12 protein-coding genes are annotated in these 15292 nt (G+C 52.1%); all 12 read right to left on the bottom strand.

Annotated elements, in window-relative coordinates; all coding sequences use genetic code 11:
• Positions 1–32: 32 nt before the first annotated feature.
• The gene (gene zorA, locus Y017_RS09620) at positions 33–1931 is read right to left on the bottom strand and encodes an anti-phage ZorAB system protein ZorA (RefSeq protein WP_035460510.1); all 1899 of its coding nucleotides are present in this window, start codon (positions 1929–1931) and stop codon (positions 33–35) included.
• A 67-nt stretch (positions 1932–1998) separates the two neighbouring features.
• On the bottom strand, positions 1999–4650 hold the full coding sequence (locus Y017_RS09615) for an AAA family ATPase (protein ID WP_035460508.1): 2652 nt from the start codon (positions 4648–4650) through the stop codon (positions 1999–2001).
• Positions 4647–5771, bottom strand: a complete 1125-nt coding sequence (locus Y017_RS09610) for a DNA repair exonuclease (RefSeq protein ID WP_035460507.1) — start codon at positions 5769–5771, stop codon at positions 4647–4649. The genes Y017_RS09615 and Y017_RS09610 overlap by 4 nt, the downstream gene beginning before the upstream one ends.
• Before the next feature lie 213 nt (positions 5772–5984).
• Positions 5985–6125 (bottom strand): hypothetical protein, encoded by a 141-nt coding sequence (locus Y017_RS15225; RefSeq protein WP_155849257.1) that lies wholly within the window; start codon positions 6123–6125, stop codon positions 5985–5987.
• 301 nt (positions 6126–6426) lie between these two features.
• On the bottom strand, positions 6427–7323 hold the full coding sequence (locus Y017_RS09605) for a hypothetical protein (RefSeq protein ID WP_035460506.1): 897 nt from the start codon (positions 7321–7323) through the stop codon (positions 6427–6429).
• Positions 7320–9809 carry a hypothetical protein gene (locus Y017_RS09600; protein WP_051428745.1) on the bottom strand — a complete coding sequence of 830 codons (2490 nt, stop codon included), beginning with the start codon at positions 9807–9809 and terminating at the stop codon, positions 7320–7322. Before Y017_RS09600 ends, Y017_RS09605 begins: the two co-directional genes overlap by 4 nt.
• An 88-nt stretch (positions 9810–9897) precedes the next feature.
• A complete protein-coding gene (locus tag Y017_RS09595) occupies positions 9898–10557 on the bottom strand; it encodes a HEPN domain-containing protein (RefSeq protein WP_197017559.1) in 660 nt (219 codons plus the stop codon).
• Positions 10558–10773: 216 nt separating this feature from the next.
• Positions 10774–11223: a hypothetical protein gene (locus Y017_RS09590; protein ID WP_035460504.1), complete on the bottom strand. Its 450-nt coding sequence runs from the start codon at positions 11221–11223 to the stop codon at positions 10774–10776.
• Between the two features lies 1 nt (position 11224).
• The gene (locus tag Y017_RS15440) at positions 11225–11527 is read right to left on the bottom strand and encodes a hypothetical protein (protein WP_231483472.1); all 303 of its coding nucleotides are present in this window, start codon (positions 11525–11527) and stop codon (positions 11225–11227) included.
• Positions 11528–11700: 173 nt separating this feature from the next.
• Positions 11701–12117: a hypothetical protein gene (locus Y017_RS09580; RefSeq protein ID WP_051428744.1), complete on the bottom strand. Its 417-nt coding sequence runs from the start codon at positions 12115–12117 to the stop codon at positions 11701–11703.
• A gap of 79 nt (positions 12118–12196) precedes the next feature.
• Positions 12197–12955, bottom strand: a complete 759-nt coding sequence (locus Y017_RS09575) for a PP2C family serine/threonine-protein phosphatase (RefSeq protein ID WP_051428743.1) — start codon at positions 12953–12955, stop codon at positions 12197–12199.
• Between the two features lie 54 nt (positions 12956–13009).
• Positions 13010–15112 (bottom strand): AAA family ATPase, encoded by a 2103-nt coding sequence (locus Y017_RS09570; protein ID WP_035460503.1) that lies wholly within the window; start codon positions 15110–15112, stop codon positions 13010–13012.
• Positions 15113–15292: the final 180 nt, after the last annotated feature.

The raw sequence follows: 15292 nt of genomic DNA, 5'->3' as shown, positions 1-15292 counted from the left end.
ATCAACGGGGGCGGAGGATTGCCTAAATGACCTCATCGCGACTTGCTCTCAAGCTCATCAACAATACCGTCAATCGCCTGAACTGTAGTCAGCATTTTGTCCGCATAGTTTCGAGACACCTCGTCCCACTTCCCCATTCGGTCCTGAATCTGGCCTGTTACTTCTTTATGATAAGTAGCCAGCCATTGTTCCGCCTGCTTCTCTACGGTCATAACTTGCTGCTTGAGGGAGTCGCCCAAAGACTCAAACTGCTGTTTCACACTTTCCAGATAGCGATTCTGACTTGCTTCCATGGAACCGAATCCATCAAGCATTCTTGTTGCTGCCCCCTCCATTCTTTTGGAGGTCTCACCGAGTCCGGCCTGTAGCTGCTCCAGCAGCCCAAGTTGCCCTTGGATTCCTTCACTAACCTGGCTTGAACCTTCAGACACCTCGGCCATCTTCTGAACCATTGCCGTTACTGTGTTACCAAGACGATCTGCACTGTTATGGATTTCCGCACCAAGTACGGAGAAGCCTTTCTCTGTGGCCCTGAGATTTTCGGCAGAACGATCCAGAGATCCTGCAGCTTCACCCAGGTATTTTGCAATTGGCTCCATGGTTTCAAGTAGACGCTCAGAGGCGCCAATGCTGTTCTCAGAGGATTCCTTGATGGCATTCAGTGCCCCCACCTGCCCTTCATGCATCCTTGTGATCGAGCCATCCAGTCGTTCCTGCCTTTCCTGATCCGCTTTTGAGGCGGTATCTGCCTGCTCAGACAGTTTGCGGGTCACCCCTTCAAGCAAGCTCTCAAACTGCTGTCTCTGCGCCTGTTCTCGCGTGCTTGCCTGTTCCTGCAGCCTGGCCATTTGCTCGGACATCTGCTGACGTTGCTGAACCAACAATTCATCTGTTTTCGAACCGGCCTCAGATAGCATTGAAGACACACGTCCGACCTCCCTGCTGATCCCTTCCACTGCGCCGCCAACATCCCCAGCCACCTTCTCAAGTGCCTGCCCCTGCTGCCGCCCTGCTTCGCCAAACTTGTCGAGAAAACTCCCCACTAACTGCTCGAGAACCGTGGTGGATTGATCTGATGCGTTTTGAGCTAGCCGCTCCAGAGCAGGGGCCATCACTTTTGTAAGCGATTCAGAAATAGCCTCCTGCATGCTGACGCTCATTTCATTAACGGTCTTTTGAAGCTCATCTCCGATGCGCTCGTGAAGCCCCATTAACGATTCAGCTGATTTCTGACTTGCATCTTCAATATGAACAAGCGTTTGCTCCGCAGGAATTCTTGGATATAAGAAATCTATTTTCTGCTGAAGAAGTCGAACCTGGTTCCTGACATTTCGCTCCAGCAATTTCTCAATTAGATTCAAAATTAAAGAGAGCAAAACACCGAAAACCGAGGTATTAAAAGCCGTCGCGGCGCCTGAAATCATGGTATTCATCGCCATCCTGAGTTCAGGAAGTGCACCACTGACATCCAAACCGGCCAGACCCACACTCAAGCCAACGAAAGTCCCCAACACACCGATAGCCACAAGAAAACTAGGCGCAGCAGCCAACAAGCGACTTTCTGTCAACCCTGACGCTAGAGTCTTTGCATTAAAGAAGTGTTCTGCATCAAGCGTGTTGTAAAGCTTTGCTTTGTCATTTGAAAAGACCAAACTTTCATCAAATTCTCGCCAGAGATTGCCAACTTCTTCCCTCCGGTTCGAGATTGCATCTTCAAGTGTTTGCCTGCGCCTATTTGCCAGATCATCTTTAACTTGACCATTAATCAGCGCACTAACGCCTGCCATTCTTCCCCGATAATTCAGCCAGTGTCTCAACAGGAAGAAACATGTAACCGTAAACAGGAATAGCATCACGCAGACAAATGCCAAAGATGGCCCGTTCATCTTCGTCAACAGCATAAGAAGATCTGTTATTTGAATTTCTTGCACCTAAATACCCCTAAATTTTTTACGTAACCAATTAGCAAGCAGAGACAACAATACTATTTGCAACTATTCATCCTTCTTCGGCATCCGCCATGAGCCCAGCCACATCCCTCGCCATCACACCCAGATCCCGCCAGTTATCCGGGTGGCAGGTAAACAGCAGGATCTGATGACGCTGCGCCGCATCGTAGAGAACCCGCTTCATGGCCTTGAGGCGCTCGGCATCGCTGTGGACCAGGGCATCATCCAGGATGATCAGGGTTGGCTTGTTGGCTTCCTGCAGAAGATCGGCATAGGCCAGTCGGCTGATCAGGGCCATTTGCTCTCGTGCGCCGAAGCTCAACTCATTAAACTGCCCACGCTCTTCCCCACCGTAGCCTTGGCGGACCAACACTTCCGGAATGAGGTTTTCATCCACATTCAGGGAAGCCTCCGGGAACAAGAGCTGCAGGTAGTGGTTCAGGTGTTTCTGCAATGGGGCCTGGAGTTGGCGAGTGAGCTCCAGGCGATGCTCTGTGAGACGGGCAAGCAGGAAGTCCAGGGCGTTGGCGTGGCGTTCGAGCTCCCTTTTTCGGCGGGTTGCCCGGTCCAGCTCGACTTTCAGTTCCGCGCTTTGCTCTTCCAGGCCTTCCGCACCGGCTGACTCCAGGCGAGCCTGCAGTTGGATCACCTCAAACCGGCGCGCCTCTTCCTGCTTTTCAGCTGCATCTGCGCTTTTGGTGAGACGCTGCACATCCTGTTTGAGGGCATCCGGGTTGGCCTGCTGAATCTGCTCTTCACGCTCTGCAATCTTGTCTCGAAGACGGCTCTCGTTGGTTCGCAGCTCGGCCAACTGTTCGCCTGCCTGCTTTTCACGCTGTTTGCGGTCCGGGGCCTGTAGTTCATTACTGAGGCGCTCCCACTCCTGCCGGGCACGACTCAGGGCCTGTTCCGCCAGCAACAGCTCACTCTTCAGCGTTTGATTAGTGGCTTGCGCGTCTTCAAGCGCTTCTTCGGCGGATTCCAGCTGAGCTTCCGCACGGGAAGTGGACGGGCTGTCTTCTTCTTGCTCTGGTAACGCCTGAATTTGAGGGGCGAGCGCATCTTTGCGCGCCTGTTTCAGTTGCAGTTGATCAGACAGGGCTTCCAACCCCTCCGGTGCCAACTCCTTGAGGACGGATTCATCCTGCTGGATGGTTTGCTCCAGTGTCTGCAGCTGCTTTAATTGAGTTTCTGCCTCAGCCAGGGAGGTGACGCGCAGCCGGGTCAGCAAGCTCTCATGCTCGTCGGTGAGACTCTGCTTGGCCTTGGCTATCTCGGCAACATCCTCTCCACCTGGCAGCACTCGCAGGGTGCCCACGCCTTTGATGCTTACCTCGCCTGGCTCTATCAATAGATGCTCGCCCTGCCCGACCAGACCTTCCCCATCCAAGGTAACGCTTTGATCATCGGTCAGGTCGAATTGCAACCGGGTTGCCACGGCATCCTGCTGAATGGCCAGGCGATCCAGTGCTGAGACGACGTCTTTTAGCCGCTGGATTGTTTGCGGGTCAATCTGATTGGATTGATGCTTTTGGCGGTTTTCCAGAAGGGCAGCATGGAGTGCTTTCACCCGCGCGAGTTTGCTTTGGTCATTAACCAGTTCAGCCTCTATGCCTTCCAGTTCCCTGACCAGCTCCTTGCGTTGCTGGTGCTGCTGGGCCAGCTTTAATGCCTTGCGAGCGGCCTCGTGGGCGTGCTTGGCTTCTTCGAGGGCGGCTTCACTGGCAGGCTTGCGCGCCTCAAGGTTCGCTTGCTGCTGTTCTGCGGCTTTCTTTTCGTCCTCGCGGCGTGCCAAATCCTGCTGCTGGCTTTGGAATCCAGCCAGTAATTCGAGTGTGGTCTGAATACTGGTTTGGCAATCTTTGAACGTCTGCTGGTCCCGGTCTTGCTCTCTCTGCCAGGACTCGACTTCATTCAACCGGGCTTGTGCTTCTTCGGCTTGCTGACGATAGGTTTCCCAAAGGCGCTCTATTTCGGCCTGGGACTGCTCTTCTCTCAGTTGGCCCAGCCGATCTACCTGCTGGCGGTATTGCTGGATGCGATCCTGCAGCGCGTCACACTGCCCCTGCAGAGTGTTCGCGTCGGCAATGGCTTTGGCATAGTTGCCCGTGGCTTTGCCGGTTGTGGTCAGCAGCTTGGCTCTCTCTGCTGTCACCTGGTTGATCAGCTCATCGCCCGTGCTGCTGGTGACTTCGCCCAGGTTACCGCCAAGGGCGGCTTTCAGGTGCTGCCCGGCATGCTCTACCGGGGCCTGGATTTCCTGGCCTGCGCCTTGCTCAACCCACAGCAAACCAGGAATTCCCCAGTGCTGTTGCTTGCTTGCCCCTTTCGCTGCGAATTCATAGCCCAGCAGGCTGGAAAGCTTTTCTTCGGCGTCATCACCACTATAGGGCGCACCCTCTACGGTCAGGTCACAGCGCTTCTTTTTGAGAAAGCTCTTCACCAGTTTCCAAGACTGCTCCTCCCATTCGAAGTCCAGCTCCACAGTGGGCACGGCTGCCGAATCACCCCAGGGCTGCAGATCCTCCACGCTGGAAGACTTATGGCGCTCAAAGAAGGCCGCCCGAATGGCACGTACCAAGGTGCTTTTGCCGGATTCATTGGGGCCGGTAAACAGGTTGATACCTGCTTCCAGTTCCTTGATTTCCACGGGGGCGCGGAACTGGCGGAGTTGTTCTGCCTTGAGGCGTAGCAATTTCATGCGTCACCTCCCTGGGCCTGTTTCTCCAGCAACATGGAAGCGAGGATAGCCATGGCATCTCTGGCGACTTCGCCGCCCTCACCCTCCTGCTGGTCACGGAGCTCGGTGATCACGTCGCCCACATAGCCATCTGCATGAAGGGCCGCGATATCATCCTCGGTGGGCTGCAAGCTCAGGCCTGACAAGTCATAGCTCAGGCTTCGGAAGCGGGCTTCCGCTACTGACAACGCGCGCTCCAGCTGCTGTTTGCCCAGCAGGCTGATTTCGCCCTCCAAACGGAGTTCGACCACAGCCTGTTCAGGCTGCCTCTCAATCCTGGCTATCAACTGCTCCAGATCGGATGAGACTGCCTGTCGCTCTTTCATCTGGATCCAGGGATGCTGACCGATCGACCGAATGTCTACCTGAGGCTCTGCGCCAACCTCCGGGATCTGGACCAGCAATACATTGCCGGGATCATTCCCTTTAAAGCGATCTTGCTCCGGCGTACCGCTATACCAGGTGCGAGGATTGATCTGTTTGGTACCGTGCCAATCACCTAAAGCAAGAAAATCCAACCTTGCTGATTGATAACGCTCTGGGGAAATCGGATTGGTGGCATTCTCGTCTTCCGCCAAAATGCCCTGCACACTCCCGTGCGCCAAGCCGATACGCAGCAAGCCGTCTGTCGTCTCGGCATGATCAAACCACTCCGTCAGATCAGACATGGTATGCCGCTGAGTCAGAGGCGCCGGCAAAATGGCAAAGCCAGCGTCACCGAATTCCATCACCTCAGCCGTGAGGGCCAAGTGGGCATTGGCGGGAACCGCCTCCAACCGCTGCGCGCGCGTCCAGACGCTTTCGGCCAGGGCCGCATCGTGGTTGCCGGAAATAAGAATCCAGGGGCCAGTATACGCGGCCATGGCATTGAACAGTCGGCGAATGGTGCGATCTGACACCATCTGGGCATCAAACACATCCCCGGCCACCAGAACGGCATCGACAGTTTCTTCGGCCGCCAAATTAGCGATGCGCTCAATAACGGAAATACGAGCCTCGGCCATCGCCACCGCATCATCTGGTGCAAAGCTGGCGTACTGGCGGCCTACTTGCCAGTCTGCTGTGTGAAGAAATCGGGGCATTGGGACACCTGATACGTTCAAAAGTCATCTTTGTCAAAAGTGTGTAGGCAGATATTCCGCGCAACATTTGGCCAGCTCAAACTAACGTGACCATGGCCCATCACTGGAAGCCAGCTTTCCAGAGTGCATAAGAAAGATAACTACTGGCGGCGTTAAACAGTCTGCCGAGTCTCCCGCAGTCAAACACATCGCCGGAGGCGCCTTGAGCGGTGCCTAGTTCAGCCCGTAGGCTTCAATTCCCTCTTTCTGGAAGCTCACATCTTTTAGCACCTCCTCATTGCTGGAGAAAATCGGTGTATCCTGGCGACGCATTACCACCATGGCCAGAAGGGCATCGGGGTATGTTCCTCGCACATGGACATCACGCAGGCAGTCTTCGTCGATATTCCAACCAGTTTGTTGTGTACACTATGAACCATTGTGTCTTTTCTCTGTATCAGTGTTTGATTTCGCGGGCCAGTCTTGGAAAGCATTACGACTCGGTAATTCATCGCTTTCGACAATACTGATTGATCTTGTCTGCCATGGCTTGCCTCACCTCTCAAGGAGGCTTCAGAGTAATCGATAGACATTGCACCTCGTCCTATCGCACGAGATACTCATTGCACTAAAGCACCCTAAATATGCAACCTGCCTCCAGAAACAAGCTTCGCCACTAGCCATCAGAAGCGATTCTCGAAATCCGACTTAGATACATGCTTTCCATGCAAGAAGCTGCATTTTCTCCAAGTGACTCACACCGGTAAAAAGCCGAATAAAGCCATTCCTCGTACTCTTTAGCTACTTGATAAGGGTTACTCGATGCTAGGTACCGGGAACGCTCATAGCTTATTAATTGATTATGGTAGTCCAGTAAGTGCCTCTTTTGACATGCCATGATTGCCAAAGGTCCTTCTTGCCCGGAATCGCAATCAATGAAATCAATCCCTCCAAAACCACTTCCATTTGGCTCCATGCCATCCTTACCTTCATAGCTATCCTTGTATCCAATTTCATTCTCGATCTGCCGCACCTCGTCAACAAATACTGCCCCATCTCGAGCCTCTTTAAACTCAACCAGATCAGCTTCAGCAATTGAATACAGCTCCCAAGCCACCCTTTTTTCCAAATACGCGGCTATACTTCTACCCCCTGTAGATCGATCATGGAATGCCACAAAGGGAACATTGACATACAAATAATTTTCTTCTTCATTCAACAGATAATCATTAAAATCCACATTCAATCCATAATAGGAAGCCTTGACCTCTATATCCTTGCTCACGCTCATAGGAACAAGGGCACGGCACCGCTTTTTACCTCTCCAAGGGACCACTCTTTTGGTTTCAACGACCTCAAAAACTGCCCCCTCAAAATCAAACAGGCCATAGAATTCATCTTTTTGTAATCGTCGAACTCCTTTATTTATTTCAAATATTTCTGAATATAGCCAAAAGAAATCCCTTTCGAATGCACTCTTCTCAAATTCTGTTTCACATGTAACTTCTGCCCCTGGGAAAAATCCGCAACCACATATAACGGATAAAAATGTCATCACAACAATACTTCTCATGCGACCACCTCTTCACAGGCATGAGAGATATCTAAATCATCGAAACTCATTATTGGTCGCTGTTTAACCACACTTACGACAAGGGGTTTTAGCAGTGCATTAATCGCAGCTCGCCTGTTATCTTTGGAAAAGATTTCCTCGATCACCTCCTGATCAATAACCTTATCCAAATTCACAGAAAGGTTATCCATTTCTTCTTCTGTCAACATGAAGGTCTTCGCCAGGTATTCTGTTTGTTTCTGCAACCCCCTTAATATAACTTTCTGATCTGGCTCACTTATCGATTCAGCTATCCCCTTAGCGGTTGCTGCCGACAAAGCGCCTCCGATCATTCCTCCGACAACCTTCCCCCCCATCACACCAGCAGGCCCCAAACCAGCGCCTGCCACGCCACCAACTACAGAGCCCACAACCCCACCGACAACACCCGAGCTTGCGACAGCAAATGATGTAACAAATTGCGCCTTGGATATTCTCCCACGAATGAGTTTTACCAAATCCGGCCCAGTGGTAACTGCAATGACAACCACAGAGGTAACAACTGTTCCCCGCATAGCCTTATTTAGTCCGCTTTTGCTGACACCAAACCCTTTTGCCAAATAGTTTCTCGATGTATGAGATAGCATGGAAGAATCGATCGAACCCAGCATCGCCTGTACCGCAGGCAAACGGTGTAATTGCTGGGTCGCAACATGGACAGTTACAGCCCTTACAAAGGTATTCTTTGACTGGACAACAGCAACCCTCAAAGCCTCCCTCTGATCTTTCGTATTCAGATAGCTAACAAATGCTGTAATTGCAAAACTAATCCCCCCCGCACTTACTCCAACGATCACACCCTCTGAAACATCATAAGCGACAGATTCCAATGTCCCGAACTTTGTAACATTAACTGCTTGGTCATATGTCAAAGCTCCTTTCCTAACCAGACTTTTCGCCATCCCTTCATCGGTTATTACTTCTTCATTCCCCCCGACATACCTTTTTACCTTCCCCTCTTTTATTCTTTTCTCCATTTCAGCAACGGCAGCACCATACTGATCTTTCGGAACCTCTATCTGCATAGGGCTACCATCACCAGATATATACTTATAGTTTCCGCCTTGACCGTCGAAACCTGCACCAATACTTCTTACTGCTGTTTTGCAATACTTGGTCTGGATAAAATCGCCATTGACAAGCCTGTCTGCTCCATTTTTAGCATTGTCATCACCAAGTATGCGCGCCTCTTTTCCAGTCAGCTTATCAATAATGTGATTACCTTTCTCAGCAGCAAACCCATGACCCTGCCCCCCACTAGCAAACAGCTTGTGATTATCCACCCATGCCGAAGCCCCAGACATCACAATCAACCCTGAGGTTAGCGCATCGCTGATAAATTCCTCAGAAGATTTTTTATATATAGCCTCACATTCTCTTTCGGTTCTCTTGCAACCTTCAGAGCAATACCACTCTCTGGAATATTTTCCAGCACCCTCTTCGACAACTGAAACCCCACAAGAATCACATGTCAATATCGTGTCTTGCTGAGAATAATGAACACACACATCCTCATCTTCAATATCGTAAAAAACAAAAGAATCAAGATAATTTCTCGAAAAAAATTCAGCCTCTGACTTACCTACTTTTATCGCACTTCCAAGCAAAGAAGAAATACGATCAACAGTAAACCCCCCCTCGACCTTCCCCTTTTCATCAAGTTCATCCATGACATCCATAATTTTTTTCTTGTTATATATTGCAAAACCACCATTTAAATCATAATCAACCACCTCACCACGATCGTATAATTCAGAAAAATAACAATGGAACAAAACATCAAATTCCTTTTCTGAAAGAGCAGATTCTTTTTTTATTTTTTCAAGCTCAGGTGAAGGACTCACCTTTAACAACTCTTTAACGCATGAATCAATATTTTTTATCGTCTCGACGATAGAAAAATCGCGAACCATTGCCATCAACAATGCCAACAATGCTGCAGCCCCATACGCAATACTCAAGGGTCCATAACCTTCCCAGAACACCGCCTCTGTTAAAATCATCGTTATGAAAAAGAAAAACGAGGAAAATAGAGCAATCGTCCCCAATTGAACGACCTCATTAAGCTCCTTGCCTTTTAAAGCCCATCCTTCAGTGATTCTTCTCTTTTTCCTATAGGCAATAAACGCAACAAGCATAAATAGTGTCGAAATTGGATATTGAAGCATCTCCCAAGAAACCGGCTCTATGTATATATTCAATCCAAGAAAAACACCCACCGTCATAACCAGCATCACGACCATCATCCCTGAGATCAAAAAGCCAGTTATTTTTAATTTTTCGGATATCAAAGTTAAAGCATAGGCCACCCCCACCTGAGAACCGAAGACGACCAGAATAACCAAACCGACAATGACCCCGATGATCACCATCAAATATCGAAACACCGCCGCAATCACCGCAAAGGCAATAATCGCCCCGACTATCCAGGCAACAATCATCAACATTTCTTATCCTTTTTTGGATTAAACACTTCGGCCTTGTTCCTGTTTTCTATTCGGAAATCAACAACTAGAAGACACAGGCTGGACTGATTTATTGATTCACAACCACCGGATAGCTCGCCTCGCCCCACAGGGTATTCGGGCTATCCATCATGATTTCGATTACCGCCGGCACCAGTTCGCCCATGATATTCACGCAGTCGCGGATCTGGTCGCGGTTTACGCTGCTGTTCCAGGTGGCGCCGCCGTGGACCATCTGGTTGCGCAGGGTATAGATGCGGCTGAGTACGATGGCCAGCAGGCGCGGGGTGTCCTGCTGGGCCAGGGCATAGTTGGCAGCTTTTTTGGCGGATTCGAAGCTTTGCTTCCACTGGGCTTCGGTTTTCTGGCCTTTCTGGTGATCCCAGAAGCAGGAAAACACGTAGGGGTTATCCAGCAGCACGCGGATGGCACTGGGGTAAGCATCCCACACCAGCTTGTTCAGGCGGTGGTTGCTGTCCAGTGACTGGAGCTTTTCCAGGAAGGCATTGAAGGTGCGCTGTTCGCTGAGGCCTTCGCGATCATCGATTTCTGTGGCATAGGCGGCGTTGAAGGCGATCCACAGGAAGATGAAGCGACTATCCGGGTCGTCTTCCTGTTCGGCACGGTGGAGCCAGCTGAGGGCACGATGGACGCGCAGGCCCAGGTTGTCCGGGTAGCTGTCACGCTCCTGGCGTTGCCGGGCTTTGAGTGTGTTGTAGTTTATTCCCATCTTTCTCCCTTCCCCTAAATGACATCATTTTGATGTCAGCTAGCCATCCTGGCTCACTGTGAAGCTTGTTCATTTTTATTGTGAACAGTATCACACTCTCCCGAAAGTTCTAGTACCTTGCTGGTACTTTCTTGCTAATACCTTCATCAGGCAAGACTCTGATACCTACGGGAGTTTCGGCTCAACAGTGGGCGACTGGCGCCTCGACCGAATCACCTACAGCGGCTCCGTTATCTCGAACTGCCGAGCGTCCAGCTCCAGAGGCGCCTTGTCGTAACTGAATTCGAGCACCTGCTCCAAGTAGACCTCCATGAAATCTTGTATGGAACCCAGGGTTTCGTATTGATACACGTGCCGGAATTCATGGGAGAAGAGCTGAGCGGATTCGCAGCCTTTGACGATGTAGATAGAGTGACCGAAGGTGATGCCCATGACCTGTCCGCTGAACATCCCGACACTTTTGGCAATACGGTAGATTACCGGGTCTTCCCTGAAAGGGATTTCGTCAACCAACATCACTCGAATCCTGTTTGGGTCCTCCACTCCCACACTCCTTGCCATATCCGCGCCGGCATCATTCAGCTCTACGCCTTCGACCTGAATGAGGTCATGGTGTTTTTTAGCCCAGGCCGTGACACGAGGCAGAAATTCCCTGAGATTGTTCATGCTAGGCTCCCGAATTAGTGTTCAGGAGCGCCTGGGCCTGCCTGACCAGATCCGCATCTTTGCGGCCGAACACCAACTCCACGGCAGTAAAAGGGTCGGAGGCCGTTTTGCCTGTGCGGTACAGATCGAGAAAAACCGCCGGACTGACTTTTTCCAGCGGGATTGCCTCACCAATCCAAGCCATCATGTCGGCCTTGCAGGCTTCGCAGTACACCAGTGCGCGCCCCGCATTCGCCCCCTCCTCATAGAGAACGGTCACCAGACTCAGCCCTTCCCCGTTGCCGCAGCGGGAACAATTCACCATGTTGATTCGTCCTTGTTTGTTGAAGGCCGACAGGGTGTCCTGAACGGCCTTACGACTTCTTCTACGATACAGACAGAATATTTACCGAGTGCCGGCATGTCGATACTGGCTACATGAACATGTCGCTTTTCAGCATGTGTCGCGTTTTCGATCATATCGGGCTGCATTGGCTGCTATTTATGTCCTATCCATGCTCCCTCAATAACAACCGGGTCTGGATCATCGGCCAGAGAAGGTGCCCACGTCACGTCTCTCCATCTCTCTGCGTTGGGGTCGAAAGGGTTTGCAGGGTCCTGCCGCGGTCTCTTCCTGTTGTACATAAAGAAGACGATTTTCGCATTCATTAGACGACCGTAAAGTGCGGACGCTTCTGCTGTGCTCATCCGGTATTTCTCATTGAAAATCAGCTCATCACCATCAACGGGGGATTCTTCCCAGAATACCCACCAGTCATACTTGTAATGCGCAGGAACAGGGTGAATATTGTTGCCGTACATCCACCAGCACAACGACACATTGGACATTTTCTGATACCGCTCAATGTCAGCAAACCTGATGATCCTGCAAGGCGAACACTCGCTATCTTGCATACCTGCTTCTCCATTCATTAGCCCCTTCCCGGGGGACGACCCTGACCACTTCGGTCCAAACGGGTTTATGTAAGTTGATTCAGGGGCATTGCCGAACAAACAGGATCGACAGGTTGTCCGGCACCCCCGCCTCAATCACTGCTTGCCGCCATCGGTCTACCTGATCCGCTGCTGGCAGGTCGGCTTGATACAGTTCGCGGATCGTCCCATCGCCGATGGCATCATGCAGCCCATCGCTGCAGAGCAGCAGGCCGGCGCCTTCCTCCAATTCTGACGCCTGAAAATGCAGCGCAAAGCCGTACTCTTCGGCATCGGCCGTCAGGCAATGTGCCAGCCCTTGATACATCTGGGCGTATTCGACGCCTTCTTCGGGAATAACTTCTCCGCTGGCAATCAGCGCATTGAGGGTAGTGTGATCCTCGCTTAGCTGGCGGCATTCACTCTCAGGGCAGAAGAGATAAGCGCGGCTATCGCCCACGTTGACGATCTCGCAGCGGTTCTCGGTGACTCTGGCAGCCACCAGGGTTGTTGACGAGCCATGGGTGTCACCGCCAGCATATTTGTCTGCCAACTGATCCTGTATTTTGCGAACCTGCTTACCGGTAAGGCGTTCGTGGCTTCCAAAGCGTGACAAGGCCTCAACGACAAACCGGCTGGCCCGGGCGGGCCGGGTACTGGCCGCCACGCCGTCGGCCACGGCCAGTAACACGGGCGCTTCGCCAGTGTGACTGCGAACCTGGACATTACGGGTTTGCAGGATGCACTGCCCGGTCCAGATGGCGTCTTGCTGCTGACGGGAGGCGCCGCCGCTATGCTGGGTGTAGCCGATATCTAACATTGACTCTCCATCACAGTGGAATCAGGAAAATGTAAAGTGACAACGTCACTGCACTTAATGCAGTGACGTCATGAATCCAATGGGCTGTGAAGGCTGTTTTTTGTAGCGCAGGCAGTCGCGCAGCATATCGACCAAGCCACCCACATCCGGCGGCTCCCTGAGTACCCGGATGCGACGATAAATAGCAGCAAAGTCCCCAGGGGTGAGCATATCCATACCTTGCAGCATTTCTCGCTGAGCGTTTTGACTTGGCAGTTTGATGCTGTAGGCGTCTGCCAGATCCTTGAGCAATAATAGCGCCCCGCCCTCATCCAGGCAGTCAAAGCGCACAACAAAATCAAAACGACGCATGGCGGCTTCATCCACCCGCTCTAGCAGGTTGGTAGTGGCGACGAAGATGCCATTGAATTGCTCAAGGGACGCTAGGAACTGGTTGACGTGAGAAACTTCCCAGCTGCGCTGCGCGTTATGGCGGCTACTGATGAAGCTGTCAGCCTCATCAATTAACAGTACAGCGCCTTCCCGCTCGGCCTGCTCGAAGGCATGGGCGATGTGCTTTTCCGTACCCCCCACAAACATATCCAGCAGGTCTGATGCCTGGCGAACGATCAGCGGGCGCTGGATACGCTCGGCCAGCTCGCGACCCCAGGCTGTCTTGCCGGTACCTGGCGCACCATGCAGACAAAACCGCACCGACACCTCCGGGTTGATCTGGTCGATGAGACTCGCCACATCTTCAGAGGCGCGCAGGCACTCCCCTCGCCAGGGCAGCCCCTTATGCTTTTCCACTTTTAAACGCTCAGACACACCCATGGCCTGGAAGCGGGCATTGAGGTTATGTGTGACGAGGCTTTCTGTATCCCGCTTGTCGTCGGCGGCCAGACGGGAGAAGTGCAGGCTGCTATGCAGTACTGCGGGAGACAGCGATTCCAGTTTGATCGCTTGTTCCAGGAAACCTTCAGAGACCTGCTCACCGGCCATTGCCGCGCGGACTAGCCGTTCGCGTTGGGACGGCCCCGGGTTATCCATGTGCACCACATGGGTGAAGCGGCGCAGGAAAGCCGGGTCCATATCCACCCGGTTGGAAATCCAGATGGTCGGACGAGGGTTGTTTTCCAGCACACGGGTCATGCTGGATTTTTCTGTTTGCCGCCGGGATGGCATAAAGATACTGAACTGACTGTCGCAGAGACAATCCTCCGCTTCATCAAACACTGCCAAGGTGCGGGGATCGTGTGCGATGGCTCTCTGGCAGCCGTTATAGCGTCCCATGCGTCCTTTCACGGAGAGTGCGTCACCGTCACGATCTTCTTCCGGCACAAACGCCATACTCATCTGCAACGATTCACCGATCACTTTCGCCAGCTCGCTTTTCCCGGTTCCCGGTGGGCCATAGAAAAGCACATTGATGCCCTTTACTCCCTCCTGTACGGAGCGGGTCAGAAGCCGGGAGAGCATCGCGACTTCGTCCTTCAGCTCCGCATAGTCCTGCAGACCAAGATTGGCCTTGTCCGCTTCCCGATAAAACAAACTAATCAGGTGCGCGTCGGACGCATCCGGAACGTGCAGACTTTCGTGAAGTTCGTCCTCGATTTCGATCATGCAGGAAAGGTCCTTGCCGCGAAATCCTGACGCCATATTGACTCTAATTAACTGGGTGGTCCTTAGCACACCACTCGGTTTCAATGCGGCCTGGACATCCTTCTCCGGGATGTCAACGATACGCGCTAGGAGACTGGTTAACTGCCGCAAGGAGCTGCCTTTCACTAGGCAGCAAGCATTGTTCAGCAGTTCACTCGAATCCTTGTAACAAGCAAACACCAGTAGCCGACGCTCCGCTTCCGTCAACGACAGTCTCTGCCCCAGCTTGACCACGTTCTGATAGAGGTCCTCATCCGCCAGTAGTGCTTCCAGCGGCTGCTCACCAATTACCCTTTCCAGAGCCTGAGGCGGACGACGCAAACGGGCCTCACGGGAGGGAAGAAAGCCGAGCAACTCAAGAATCTCATCGTTCTCAAATCGCTTCTCATGCCGACACCAGCCAGCACGCCATGCCGAGGAATACAAGAGGATCCGGGCAACCCAGTGACGAATCAGCGAGGCGCTTTCCATGGCCCCAGCCTGCGTTGCGGAACCATTATCCATTTTGACATCCATCCCCTTCCTCCTGACTCTGACAATTTTACTATCTCTATAATAACCGCCAGTCACGTCAGTTTTTGTCGCACCCTAAACAATAATGGAAGAAAGCATAGGAACCGAGACAGTCATGAAAAAGGAAAAAGCGATACAGGCCCTTCAACGGAGAACGAGCCTGACAGACAGTATCTGTAACAA

It is taken from the genome of Alcanivorax sp. 97CO-5 (assembly GCF_000524665.1).
In the GTDB taxonomy this organism is placed as follows: Bacteria; Pseudomonadota; Gammaproteobacteria; order Pseudomonadales; family Alcanivoracaceae; genus Alcanivorax; species Alcanivorax borkumensis.
Note: the sequence above shows the minus strand (reverse complement) of the source record. Positions and strands in the feature narration are given on the sequence as shown.

What these genes read in the sequence shown, in the direction of transcription:
- Y017_RS09615 (WP_035460508.1), bottom strand. Translation starts at nt 4,650, where the DNA reads ATGAAATTGCTACGCCTCAAGGCAGAACAACTCCGCCAGTTCCGCGCC.
- Y017_RS09610 (WP_035460507.1), bottom strand. Translation starts at nt 5,771, where the DNA reads ATGCCCCGATTTCTTCACACAGCAGACTGGCAAGTAGGCCGCCAGTAC.
- Y017_RS09605 (WP_035460506.1), bottom strand. Translation starts at nt 7,323, where the DNA reads ATGAGAAGTATTGTTGTGATGACATTTTTATCCGTTATATGTGGTTGC.
- Y017_RS09600 (WP_051428745.1), bottom strand. Translation starts at nt 9,809, where the DNA reads ATGTTGATGATTGTTGCCTGGATAGTCGGGGCGATTATTGCCTTTGCG.
- Y017_RS09595 (WP_197017559.1), bottom strand. Translation starts at nt 10,557, where the DNA reads ATGGGAATAAACTACAACACACTCAAAGCCCGGCAACGCCAGGAGCGT.
- Y017_RS09590 (WP_035460504.1), bottom strand. Translation starts at nt 11,223, where the DNA reads ATGAACAATCTCAGGGAATTTCTGCCTCGTGTCACGGCCTGGGCTAAA.
- Y017_RS15440 (WP_231483472.1), bottom strand. Translation starts at nt 11,527, where the DNA reads ATGGTGAATTGTTCCCGCTGCGGCAACGGGGAAGGGCTGAGTCTGGTG.
- Y017_RS09580 (WP_051428744.1), bottom strand. Translation starts at nt 12,117, where the DNA reads ATGCAAGATAGCGAGTGTTCGCCTTGCAGGATCATCAGGTTTGCTGAC.
- Y017_RS09575 (WP_051428743.1), bottom strand. Translation starts at nt 12,955, where the DNA reads ATGTTAGATATCGGCTACACCCAGCATAGCGGCGGCGCCTCCCGTCAG.
- Y017_RS09570 (WP_035460503.1), bottom strand. Translation starts at nt 15,112, where the DNA reads ATGGATGTCAAAATGGATAATGGTTCCGCAACGCAGGCTGGGGCCATG.